The 12,358-nt window shown below is 48.7% G+C and carries 10 protein-coding genes; 3 read left to right on the top strand and 7 right to left on the bottom strand.

Going from position 1 to position 12,358, the window contains the following annotated elements; translation table 11 throughout:
* Positions 1–118: 118 nt before the first annotated feature.
* A complete protein-coding gene (locus HMPREF2955_RS11465; protein ID WP_009231247.1) occupies positions 119–445 on the bottom strand; it encodes a cupin domain-containing protein in 327 nt (108 codons plus the stop codon).
* A gap of 351 nt (positions 446–796) precedes the next feature.
* Between HMPREF2955_RS11465 and HMPREF2955_RS11460 the strand changes: the two genes are divergently transcribed.
* Complete coding sequence (locus tag HMPREF2955_RS11460) at positions 797–1,462, top strand: Crp/Fnr family transcriptional regulator (protein WP_019188730.1); 666 nt, start codon at positions 797–799, stop codon at positions 1,460–1,462.
* Between the two features lie 312 nt (positions 1,463–1,774).
* On the opposite strand, the gene HMPREF2955_RS11455 is transcribed toward HMPREF2955_RS11460, so the two are convergent.
* From HMPREF2955_RS11455 to HMPREF2955_RS11435, 5 genes are all read right to left on the bottom strand, one after another.
* Positions 1,775–3,433, bottom strand: coding sequence for an AMP-binding protein (locus HMPREF2955_RS11455; protein WP_070723603.1), 1,659 nt, complete (start codon positions 3,431–3,433; stop codon positions 1,775–1,777).
* 13 nt (positions 3,434–3,446) lie between these two features.
* On the bottom strand, positions 3,447–4,001 hold the full coding sequence (locus HMPREF2955_RS11450; RefSeq protein ID WP_009231251.1) for a helix-turn-helix domain-containing protein: 555 nt from the start codon (positions 3,999–4,001) through the stop codon (positions 3,447–3,449).
* A gap of 281 nt (positions 4,002–4,282) precedes the next feature.
* On the bottom strand, positions 4,283–5,266 hold the full coding sequence (locus HMPREF2955_RS11445) for a hypothetical protein (RefSeq protein ID WP_070723602.1): 984 nt from the start codon (positions 5,264–5,266) through the stop codon (positions 4,283–4,285).
* A gap of 19 nt (positions 5,267–5,285) precedes the next feature.
* Positions 5,286–5,516, bottom strand: a complete 231-nt coding sequence (locus tag HMPREF2955_RS11440; protein WP_009231253.1) for a hypothetical protein — start codon at positions 5,514–5,516, stop codon at positions 5,286–5,288.
* Positions 5,517–6,155: 639 nt separating this feature from the next.
* On the bottom strand, positions 6,156–7,697 hold the full coding sequence (locus HMPREF2955_RS11435; RefSeq protein WP_070723601.1) for a hypothetical protein: 1,542 nt from the start codon (positions 7,695–7,697) through the stop codon (positions 6,156–6,158).
* A 160-nt stretch (positions 7,698–7,857) separates the two neighbouring features.
* Between HMPREF2955_RS11435 and HMPREF2955_RS17075 the strand changes: the two genes are divergently transcribed.
* A complete protein-coding gene (locus tag HMPREF2955_RS17075; RefSeq protein WP_256374702.1) occupies positions 7,858–7,992 on the top strand; it encodes a hypothetical protein in 135 nt (44 codons plus the stop codon).
* Here HMPREF2955_RS17075 and HMPREF2955_RS11430 read toward each other — a convergent pair.
* Complete coding sequence (locus HMPREF2955_RS11430; RefSeq protein ID WP_009231255.1) at positions 7,979–10,033, bottom strand: HD family phosphohydrolase; 2,055 nt, start codon at positions 10,031–10,033, stop codon at positions 7,979–7,981. The genes HMPREF2955_RS17075 and HMPREF2955_RS11430 overlap by 14 nt on opposite strands.
* A gap of 456 nt (positions 10,034–10,489) precedes the next feature.
* Between HMPREF2955_RS11430 and HMPREF2955_RS11425 the strand changes: the two genes are divergently transcribed.
* Entirely contained in the window at positions 10,490–11,206 is a 717-nt protein-coding gene (locus HMPREF2955_RS11425; protein ID WP_070723600.1) for a Bax inhibitor-1/YccA family protein, read from the top strand.
* Positions 11,207–12,358 lie beyond the last annotated feature (1,152 nt).

Below are 12,358 nucleotides of genomic sequence, written 5' to 3'. Positions count from 1 at the left end.
ATGGCGAGAAAACGCACTTTTCGAGGAACGAAAAGGAGCAATTAGTGTCGCAACAAGATGGGTAAAGCGCGCCATGCAACTGGTTAAGTGCACCAATGGGGGCGCGCGTTTTGCTGGCCTATCCCCTAATCATCGTGAGCAACATCTTGAAACGCTTGTGGGCGAACAAGGCATGAGGATGGTTAGCGGGCATGATAATCATTTCGCCTGCCTTAACAACGTGCGGCACGCCGTCAATCTTTACTTCGGCCTCGCCGTCCAACACCTGCACGGTTGCATCGAAAGGAGCAGAGTGTTCGCTCAACCCTTGGCCTTCATCGAACGCAAAAAGCGTTAAGCTGCCGGCATTGGCGTGCACAAATTCCTTACTTACGATGCCTCCTTCGGCATAATTAATCACTTCGTTGGCTACAATCACCGTGGCCTTTTCTATTTTCTTATCCATATCTGTATGAGTTTATATGTTGTTGATTTTATATGTTGGTGAGCTGGTAAGCTTATGGGGGTGGTAAGTTTATGGGTTGGTGAGCTGGTAAGTATGCAGACCTATGGCTTATTAAGCTTCTTGTTTACTAGGTTTACTAGGTCCACTAGATGTTCTAGGCCTACTAGATTAACTCGTTTTACTAGACAACCTAGGCTTACCACTTACTACTTACTACCTCCTACTTACCACTTTTCACTTACTCCTCCCCTCATCCCTTCTTCAAACAAAATCCATACCAAGCTTTAACCAGATAACATTTGTTACCGAATAGCATTGCCGTTACAAAAATAATGGCTAAATTTGTAACCGATGGAGAAGAAATTATTAAATGCGCTGACTCATTGCCCATTGTTCAAGGGCATAAGCGAGCAGGGCCTCGAACAAATCGTGGCAAGCACCAAGCATAAGATTGTTACATTCGACAAGAAAGACATCTACATCCTTGCCGGAATGCCTTACCGCCATGTCGACATCATGGTGCAAGGCGAGATGGTTGCAAGGATGGTGAGCCTTTCGGGCAAGTCGGTAGAAGTGAGTCGCCTTGTGGCAGGCAACTTAATTGCGCCTGCCTTCATCTTTTCGAAAGACAACCTGATGCCCGTAAGCGTAGAAACGGAAACAGAAACCACCGTGCTGCGCATGGAGAAAGCCGACTTTGTGGAACTAATCGACACCGATGCCGTGTTGCGACGCAACTTCATTGCCATCTTGTCTAACATCGACGTGTTCCTTACCAAGAAGATGCGCGTGCTAAGCCTTTTCACCGTGCGCGAAAAGATTGCTTATTTCCTCAAAGAGGCATCGGGCAAACAGGGTTCCAACGTAATTCAGCTCGACAAGTCGCGGCAAGAGATTGCAGAAAGTTTCGGCATACAAAAGTTCTCGCTGCTCAGAACCATGTCCGAACTGGCAGAAGCGGGGGCGATACGCGTAGAAGGCAAGCGCATCACCATACTGGACCGCAACAAGCTGTAAGCCCTTTGCCCATTGGTGCATCGCCATATCAAGCAACAAGGGCGTATCTTGCCCAAACCCTGTTTGTAGCTCTACCAACAACGACATGGCATTAAAGCGACGACTCTTTTGTTCAGCACACGTGTAGCATACCCCCATTGCGGCAAGTACATAATAAGGAGAACGCGAGTTTGGTATCATCCCAAGCTCGCGTTCTCCTTATATATATAATGTGTATGTGCAAACGCAAAGTGCGCATTCATACAAATGTAATCGTACAACTTAGGCACAATAGCTACTGCACCTGCATTAAGGCGCAGGCAGCAACCAAGTTTACTTGGCGTTATCCCTCTGCCTAATCTCCACGCGCCTAATTTTTCCACTGATGGTTTTGGGCAGCTCGTCAACAAATTCCACGATACGCGGATATTTGTAAGGCGCCGTTTCGCGCTTAACGTGCTCTTGCAGTTCCTTCTTCAACTCATCGCCCGCACGACTTTTCCACTTCGAGTGCAATACCACCGTGGCTTTAACCACCATACCGCGGATTTCGTCGGGAACGCCCGTGATGGCACATTCAACTACGGCGGGGTGAGTCATCAAGGCACTTTCCACTTCAAACGGACCGATGCGATAGCCGCTGCTCTTTATCACATCGTCTGCACGACCTACAAACCAATAGTAACCATCTTCGTCGCGCCATGCAATGTCGCCCGTGTAATACACGCCGTCGTGGTTGGCCTGATGCGTTAGCTCTGGGTCGCGATAATACTCTTTAAAGAGTCCCAAGGGGCGTTTGTCGCCTATGCGAACCACGATTTGCCCCTTCTCTCCATCTTCGCACGAAGTGCCATCTGGGCGAACAAGGTCTATATCGTATTGCGCATTGGGCTTACCCATCGAGCCAGGCTTGGGTTCCATCCACGGCATCGTGCCCAGGGTCATGCAAGTCTCGGTTTGCCCGAAGCCTTCCATCAGCTTAACACCCGTGCGTTCGTAGAACTTTCGATAAACGGCGGCATTCAATGCCTCGCCTGCCGTGGTGCAATAGGTAAGCGAACTGAGGTCGTAGTCGTTGAAATCCTCGTGTATGAGGAAACGGTAAACCGTGGGCGGAGCGCAAAACGAGGTGATGTGGTACTTCTCTATCATGCGCAATATCTTGTCGGCCGCAAACTTCTCGTGGTCGAACACGAACACGGCTGCGCCTGCAATCCACTGGCCATACAGCTTTCCCCACACGGCTTTGCCCCAACCCGTGTCGGCAACCGTAAGGTGAATGCTCTCCGGACCCAGGTTGTGCCAAAACACGCCCGTAGGGATGTGACCCAAAGGATAAAGAAAATCGTGGGCAACCATCTTGGGTTCGCCGCTCGTACCGCTGGTGAAGTACATCAACATGATGTCGTCGTTGTCGTTAACCTTACTGGGGCGCACAAAGGGAGCGGCCTTCTCCACGCCCGTTTGCCAACAATGGAAACCCTCGGGCACGTCGGGGCCAATGCTGACGAGCGTCTTTACCGAAGGGCTTTCGGGCATGGCACCCCTCACCTGCGTAAGGACATAATCTTCGCCCACACAAACAATGGCCTTAACACTGGCGCTGTTGTTGCGATAAACAATGTCGTGCGTGGTGAGCATGTGGGTGGCAGGGATGGCCACAGCGCCAATTTTGCACAAGGCAAGCATGGCAATCCACCATTCGTACTTGCGTTTAAGGATGAGCATCACCATGTCGCCGCGGCCAATGCCCAACGCTTGGAAGTAAGATGCAGCACGGTCGCTCTCCCTTTTCAAATCGGAAAAGGTGAAAAAGCGTTCGCCTCCCTCCTCGCTCACCCAAATGAGCGCCGTTTTTTCTGGTGATTCGGCCGCCCAAGCATCCATCACATCGTAGGCAAAATTAAAGTTATCCGGAATGATGAACTGTAAGTTCTTGTTGTAATCCTCTGTCGAAGAGAAAGTTGTCTGCTTCAAAAATCTTTCTACCATGGGTGTTTTTCTCCTATATTATAACACATAAAAACTTCACAGGCTTACCCCCAAGGGCTTGCATGCGATGCGGTTTGGTGGCGTCGAAGTAAACGCTGTCGCCTTCTTTGAGCACCATCACCTTCTCGCCAAGGGTCAATTCCATCGTCCCTTCAACGATATAGTCGAACTCCTGTCCGTTGTGGCTGTTCTTGCGGTACGACTTACCCTCGGGAAGTGGGTCTACCTGTGCGAGGAAAGGCTCCATTTTGCGCCCGCGAAAGCCGCTGCCCAGACTTTGATACTTATAGTCGTTGCCGCGTTCCACGCTCAATCCGTTGCCCTTGCGCGTAAGATAATAGGCGCTCATACGGGGTTCCTCGCCGAAAAGCAGCACGTCGAGGTCGATGCCGTAGCGTTTCGAGATTTTCGCCAAGCGATAAACCGAAGGGTCGGCCGTGCCGTCTTCCATCTTCAGATAATGCTCCAAGGATATGCCACACAAGTCGGCAATCTCCTCTGCGGGTATGTTCAGCACTTCGCGCAAGCCTTTAAGGCGTTGCCCGATTGTTCTTATTGATTCTTCCATTGTCTTAATTCATGTTGTTAAATGCCCTGCAAAAATATGTAAAAACGCTCTGTTTCCGTCATTTCATGTTCTACTTTAAAGGGGTTTTCAACATTTTAACAAATTTACCGCACGTTTAACGCCGCCTTGTGCAGTATTTAACATAACGGTTTGGTATTTCACTAAAAAACGAGACCCGCCCATTGGGCAAGTCTCGTTTAATGTTGTTTGCGTAAAGCCTTTTATACTTCTCACTGCCTTAGCGAGGGAGCTCATATCGGTTTAATGCTGTTAATCGCCTGTCATTTCGTAAGCTCTATGGCAAGCACATAGCTGCCATTAACATCGAACACAAGATTCTTAAATTGCAATTCTGCGCCAGTGATGTCTTCGCCATAGATTGTTCCGCTGTTGAACTTCATCTTCAAGTCGGCTGCATTAGTGGTAAATAGCAGGTACGTAAATTCATTTGCCAAGGCAAAGTGCGTGTTGTTGCCCGCCTTTTGTACACTTCGGCCAAAAGTAATGGGCTGTGAGAAGGCACTCTTCGTGGCCGTCGACCAGTTGTTGTTCCTCAATTCGTACTTCAAACTGGCAGGCAAGCCTTCACTATTGGCGTTAGACAAGGTTGCCGTCATGGGGCCAAAAGCCTCCGTCCCTGTTATTTTCATCTTCAGCCTAACCCCCTTACGTTTCATGGGGAAAAGCACTACCTGCCGCCTGGGCTCATGCTTTATAATCTCACTCACATAACCAACGAAAGCATCATCAGCATTGGCGCGATTAATCATCAACACCCCATCCTGCCTATACAACTTGCTATTGTAGAGCAGAAAATGATAATAGTCGTGTTCAAGAATAATATCTTCCTTACCATCCAAGGAAATAAACTTGCCATTCTCCACTCTCCCCGTTAGTTTTCCCTGAAACTCGTGGGTATAACCATTATAGGCTTCCATTGTATAGGTATCGTTAGGCAAAGTGCGCGTCATCTTTGATGCTGCTCCCGAGAACCTGTCGGGCGTTAATGTGGCGATGGCCCGCATGCCATTGCTAAGGTTTATCGTATCGCTTTGCACGGAACTTGTGCCTGCAAACATTTTTTGTGGACCATCTCCATGATTGGAATAGTCGTCAAACTCTGCATTGAACACCAAATTTCTTAATGTATTTTGCTTAGGGTTAATTACGTTGTTACCGTTATCGGCAGAAGGTTCGTTGGCACAGGCTGTCAAAGCGGCGAAAGCAATAGCACAAACTACGCCATTTAGCGTCGTATTCTTCATACTCGTGGTTCTCTCTCAATTAGTATTCAACATCGTCTTCAAAAAACATCATGCCTCTGGCTGGTGCGTTTTTACGGCCAACCCGTATGGTGCCCACATTGTGTTCGCCCCGATTTTCGTAACCCGAGGGCGACGTGTTGTTACGGACGTCGGTTCTTACTGAAACACATAGGAAGTCGATGTTCTCGATTTTAACCATATCGCACTGCGGCGACATGTAAGGTAACTTGTTTTGTTGTTCTCTCTTCATTTTTGTTTATAATTAGTATTGTTTGCTTTTTAGATTGGCGCACGTGGGGTTTCCCCGTGCCAGGTAACGCATAATGCCCTTTCCCCGCCAGGCTAAGCCGAAGGGAGGTGAATAAAATCTGTGTTTGTTGTTGGCGCAATAAAACGATTTATTCTAGTTAGCATCAAAAATAATTAGTTACAATGATCGATAGAAACGACAGGCCGCAAGGGTTATTTGCATGGCCCTGGGTTATCGTTATACATTATTGGCGATTGCGAATACGTGCTGCAAAATTAGTTCTTTTTTCGGTTATATAGTTGCATTTATTACAAAAGTAGGCTTTTTATTGATGTAAATCAGTTATTTAATGGTCTTTATCGGAGCTTTGTTGCAATAAGGAGAAATTCTACTCATTGGGCTAGCATACTTTGAACGAGCATGATGCATGGGGATTTTAGCTAACAGGCAAATGCTTTGAACGATGCGTACGCGCCCAAGGTAACACCGAACAGCAAACCCAATGGCTTACCAGTGCCTTACCATGTGGTGGTGTTGAAGTTGGCGTTGGCGTACGGACATAAAAAAGGCCCATACCGTTTTGTCCTCGCGGATGAAGATATGGGCAGAGAATTAGAGAGTTAGATAAAGTATTTTTTCCTAGAATTCGACGTCAAGCCCCACACCCAACACTTTGTTGGTACGGGTAAATCGATCGGTATTGTCGAGCGTAACGGTGGCCAATGGGTTGGCGTTTGTCACCACCGTTTGCTTGTAGGTCTTGTCGAAGTTCTCGTAGTTGGTCCAGAAATAGGCCACGTTGAGCTTCATGTTCTTGGCCAATCGCACTTGTGCTCCGAAACCAATAGAATAGCTGCTGGTTACGAAACTCATGTCCGAGAGGTACGCGCCGTTGCCCAAATCGTATTTCGTACGCTGTCCGCCTGCGCTAACCGTGATGTCGGGCGTTACGTCCCATTCCATTCCGGCCAAAAATTCTTGGGTGTTTCCGCCCAAAAGCTTTTGCTTGTCATTGGCCATTTTCGCACTCTTGTCGAAGTAGAGATGGTACGATGCCATTGCGCGGAGGTTGGGAAGGATGGCGTATTGCGTGCCGATGGTCCACAAACCGGGCAAGTCGCTGGGCGTATTCACGCCGTGTTGGAACAGTCCCGTGTCGTCAACCTTCGTATCGTTCTCGATGTTGAGGTGCGTATTCAGCTCCAAACGCGTGCCGAAGTTCCATCGTCCGGTCTTGAAGTCTAAGCCGATTATCGGCGTTACGCCCCACCCTCTCTGGGTACACTCCAAGTATTTGTCCTTTACTTGGCCTTGTTTCTCACTCATCAGCCTGGCACCGCCCTCTGCTTTGGCTGCACCTGCAAGCAGTTTGGCCTTCAATGCGGCATCGGTTGTGGCCTCGGCTTGTGCCTTCAGCGCGGCAGCCTGTGCGTTAAGCTGGGTGGCCTTGTTGCCGAAGTAGGCGTAGAGGTTTTCGTTCGCGCCGGCAATGTTGGCCGTTATGTCGGTTATACTTCCCGTGTACTTATTATATACATAGTTCACGCGCATGCCTACGTATGCAGAAAGCTGGTCGTTAAACTTGTATGTGGCACCCATCTGTACGCCAAAGATGTATTGTTGGCCCTTGATGTTGCTGGCAAGCGAATAGGCCGGCGTGGGAGACGTTAGTCCCGCTTGTGCCAACGCTGCGGGTATGAGGGCTACTTGCCGTTCGAACGAACCCAGCCCCTCATCGAATGTGGCCTTACCGCCGCCACCTATAAGTCCGATGCCCACCTGGAAGCTCCACTTATCGCCGACGTATGCTCCTTGAAACGACGGCAAGATGGGCACAGAAGCTTTTCCAACATACTTCTTCGTGCCTTCGGCATCGCCCGCGTTCAACGAAAGGGGATGATAGAAAGGGGTAGACTTGGCTGCCTCAACCGACATTCCACTTCGAATGGTACGGGTTTGATAGGCATTTTGGAAGTTGAAAGACAGGTGCCACCCCTTTTCTAGGAAGGCAACACCAGCAGGGTTGCTGTAAACTCCGTCGATGGCAATCACGCCATCGCGTGCGAAGTTTCGGTTAAAGGCAATGTTCTGATTGGTATTCGTAAGCAGTCCGCCTGCGAACAACGACTGGCAACACATTGCCAAAACAGCGGCCGAACTGGCCTTTTTGAATGAGCGCATATTAAACAGTTGTTAATATTGTTGGTTACAAAGTTAGTGAAATTGTTCGAATTATCACCACGTATCACTAAAATTTAACCAATCTTAATGTTATTATTACGAAAAATATTACCAAAAGTATTGTTTTATTGCACGTTATCAGCCATTTGTGCAGTCCTACATGTACGTTTCTGCAATCGGCCAACCCGACATCGCCCCATCTTTCAGCATTAAGACAAGGAGAAACAACGCACGCGCCTGCAATCGGCAACGCGGGCATGGAGTGCCTTATCGGCAGTTGGTCAGCCCCGTTTAAGCTCCGGATACGATATTCGTGTGTGATAAATGCTTTTGAGACGCTCCAGCAAAACAGCCTTTGCCACGGCTATATCCCTGAATGTTATCGGGCATTCCTTAAAGTGCCCCTCTTCCAATTGTGCGTCTACCAAGCGGTCTATCAGCCCCTTAATGCTTTCTTCCGTGTATTCGGGCAGCGACCGCGAGGCGGCCTCCACCGTGTCGGCCATCATCAGTATCGCCTGTTCGCGTGTAAAGGGGTCGGGCCCTGGGTAAGAGAAGTCGCGAACGTCCACCTCCTCGTCGGGATGTTCGTTCTTATAATTAATATAAAAGTATTTAGCCATCCCCGTACCGTGATGGGTGAGGATAAACTCGCGAATAAACGTGGGCAGGTTGGCTTTTTCGGCCATTTTCACCCCCTCGGTAACGTGACTGATGATGATCCTTGCGCTTTCTTTATAGGGCAGGCCCTTGTGTGGGTTAACGCCCACTTGGTTTTCGGTGAAAAACGCGGGTGCCTTCATTTTCCCAATGTCGTGATAAAGCGCGCCGGTACGCACCAGCAAGCTGTCTGCCCCAATGCGGTTGGCTATCTCGGCAGCAAGGTTGGCCACGGTGATGGAATGCTGGAACGTGCCTGGAGCCACCTCGCTCATCTTCCTGAGCAAGCCTTTGTTGGTGTTGGAGAGTTCGAAAAGCGTCACACTAGAAGTGAAACCGAAGGTGCGTTCGATAACATACATCAGCGGATAGGCCAGCAACAGCAGCACACCGTTGGCCACGAAGTGGCTATACATGCTCGTCTCAAAGTTGGCGATGTCGCCTGTCTGCATCAGTTGCAGCGTAAAGAACACCAGGAAGTTGGCCAGGGTCACGAACAGCGCACATTTGAACAGCTGTGCCCTACCCGACAAGTCGCTCAACGAATAAATGGCCACCAAGCCACCGATTAGTTGCAGCAAGAGGAACTCGAATTGGTACTTCACCGCCACAGCACAGATGAGCATCGTTACCACATGCGTGGTGAAAGCGGTGCGCGAGTCCATGAACACGCGGATAAACATCGGTCCGATGGCAAACGGAATGATGTAAACGCTCAGCAAACTGTGTTCCATAAAGAGCGACACCATAATGGGATAGAGCGTTATCATCACGTAAAGCATCACCACCGAGCGCGCTTTCTGCAAATACTGCGGGCGGAACATCACCAAGAAACTCGTAAACAGCCCCAACAGCAGCAGCACATAAATGAATTGGCCGATGATGGTGTTCTTTATCTCGCCCTTCGACACGTTGCGGCGCGCCACTTCCTTCTCCATCGAGGCCAGCACGCGGTAGGTTTGTTCGTTCACAATCTCGCCCCGGTCTATTATCTTTTGCCCCGAAAGCACCATGCCGCTTGCCAAAGGCACGGATGCCAACAGGTCGTTCAGTTCAGTTGTGCTGCGTTCCTTATCGTAAGTCATGTTCACATGCAGGTAACCAACGATGTCGGCCTGCTGCAAAGCCGAGCGGTATGCCGACAACACATCATCGTTGAGCAGCTGCTCGTAGGCCTTCATGGTGCTGTAAATGCAGCCCACCTGCATGCTTTGCACACGCTTACCTATAATTACGCGCACCATGCTGCCCGAATCTTTGGCAATGCTGTTGTATTGCGGCGTGCCGATGATACCGGCCTGGTAAAGTCGGTGCAGCCTGTCGTAAAGTGTGCGCATCTGCGCCACGGGCATCCCTGGTATTCCTTTTGGGAAATCGGCTTGCAGCTTGGCCAATTGCCGTTTCTCCATGCTCCTGTCGTAATGGTAGTAGGGTTGGAACAGTGCCAACAGCGAGTCGCGCTCTTGTTGTATCACCTGGTCGCTCTTATAAATGGGAAAGTCGAACTTGGCGATGAGCGACCCATACATCCACGGCTTGCCCACATCGTAACGCATCTGCGGCGTATTGTTGCGCGGCAGAAACCATACGATGACCAACAACGAAACAAGTACGAAGCCGCTCAACGCCAATACGCTGTTCAAGGCCCGCCCTTTGGTTATAATGGATTTGTTCATGTGTTCACGAGTTTATGAGGCGACGAGTTCATGAGCTGCCGAAAAAAGGTTCGCTTGCAAGTTCATTGCCTCATGCGCCAACAAGAAATAGCCTGCAAAAGCTCAGTCGTGGCGCGGCATTGGGCGTAACCCCTTAACATATCATCTCATTAAACTCCCCATAAGTTCTCCTTAGCTACTCGGTAAATCTCCTCAATTTATCATCTTGTTATACCCTGCGAATATACGAAAAAGGCATCACATGATAAAGCAAAACCATGTTTTTTATGCCTTTATGCCTGCAATTTGTTTGTTTTCTATACAAAGCATGCCATATAGCAGGCTTTGTTGGTCTGTTTATCACGTTGTTTAAGAGAAACTTCTTCATATTTGTTAAATTCTTTGAACACGCAAGTGTTTATTGAAGAAAACGTCTTATCTTTGCCTATTCAAAACAATTAACAAACAAACAAAGTTATGGAACAACAAGATTTCGACAGACTAATAAGGGAAAAAGAGGGTGCCTTATCGCTTGCCTTCCCCGCATTGATGCGTAAAGTGTACGTTTGGATGACGCTTGCCCTCATCATCACCGGCGTTACGGCCTATGGCGTGGCCCACTCTGAGGTGCTGATCAGCCAGATGTTCGAAAGACGTGCCGTGTTCATGGTGCTCATCATTGCCGAGCTGGCGTTGGTTTTCGGCATCAGCCGTTTCATCAACAGGCTCTCGCTCACAACGGCAACGCTGCTTTTCATCCTCTACTCGGCCCTCAACGGGGCAACGCTCTCGGTAATTTTCCTCGCCTATTCGGCCAGTGTCATCACCAAGACGTTCTTCATCACCGCAGGAACTTTCGGCACAATGGCCTTGTTTGGCTACTTCACCAAGGCCGACTTGTCGGGTTTGGGCAAGATACTGCTGATGGCTCTCGTTGGAATTATCATCGCATCGATAGCGAACCTCCTCTTTTTCAAGAGCGGAATGTTCGACCTTATCGTGAGCTACATCGGCGTGCTTGTGTTTGTTGGCCTTACCGCCTACGACTCGCAGAAGATTAAAGAGATGCTGATGCGGGCCGAAGATGCCGACGAGAACGCACAAAAGATGGCGTTGATGGGTTCGCTAACACTTTATCTCGACTTCATCAACCTCTTCCTGTACCTGCTCCGCATATTCGGAAGAGAGAGGTAAAGGCAGAAGGAAATAAAAAAAAACAAAAAGAACAACACACAACCAGCCCCCCCCCAGCCCCTCTCCAAGGGGAGAGGGGAGTGGTATGCCTTGCAAGCACAATGTGCATTGCAATAAAACAAGGCTTATTACTCCCCCTTCCCTCTTGGCGTGGAATGAAGGTGAGGCCGAATGCTGTGGGTGTGCGCCTAACAGTATTCGTTGTAAAAGCATACTATCCCCTCTCCCCTTGGAGAGGGGTTGGGGGTGAGGCCAGTTGTAGGGTGATGCGTGCCGTATGGCGTGAGGCTGGTTGTAGGGTGGTGTGAGGCCAGTTGCAGTACGTTTTCATTGATTACAATCTGTCCGTTTTTCAGCGAAGAAATTAACACAAAGACTGCCCATTTTGCTCACCAACCGCCCACCCGACCGCAAAAATTCAATTCTCGCACGAGTTTGTTTTAGTGCAAAAAGAAACTAGCGCACATTCATAACAAACCTGCATAACAACGAATAAAATTACAGTTTAAAGGGGCTGCAAGGCCATTAGCATCGAAACATCCTACGTTTTGGTGCAAAATACACTGCATTTTGGTGCAAAATAGGCTGCGTTTTGGTGCAAAATGCACTGCGTTTTGGTGCTAATTGCACTGCGTTTTGGTGCAAAACACATCGCATTTTGGTACTAAACGCAAGGTTTTTTGCCCATAATCACAAGGCATCTTGGATAAAAATTCATCACATCAGGCCACTTAAAACCTCTATTTGGGGGTGAAAACGTGTGCAAAATAGGAGCAAAATAGTGTTTTTTGAGGTAGTTTTATATACAAAAAGCCGCTTTTGGGACTTGAAAAAACAATGAGATAACAACAAACTAGAAAGGTAAAATGGTGCTAAATGCAGTCGGCTGACTTAAAAAAGGACAAAAACAAGGGTACGCAAAGTGGGAAATAGTGGCTATTTGCTAGCTTTATGCCCCCTTTTTCTTCTAGAATGGTGTGTCGACAGAGGTGCGTTTTGTAAAACATTAATACCCCGTTTAACTTAAAAAAGAGTATCAATACAGCATCACCTCAATACCGCCCCGAGGAGAGAAAGAAACAAAACGTTTTGCTACCACAAAGCCAACTACGCCATAACAAGGCATATTACGCCCCTCTCCCCTTGGAGAGG

Origin of the sequence: Prevotella sp. HMSC073D09, from assembly GCF_001814145.1 — a bacterium.
Taxonomy (GTDB): domain Bacteria; phylum Bacteroidota; class Bacteroidia; order Bacteroidales; family Bacteroidaceae; genus Prevotella; species Prevotella conceptionensis.
The sequence above is the reverse complement of the archived record's forward strand: the minus strand, read 5'-3'. Positions and strand labels throughout refer to the sequence as shown.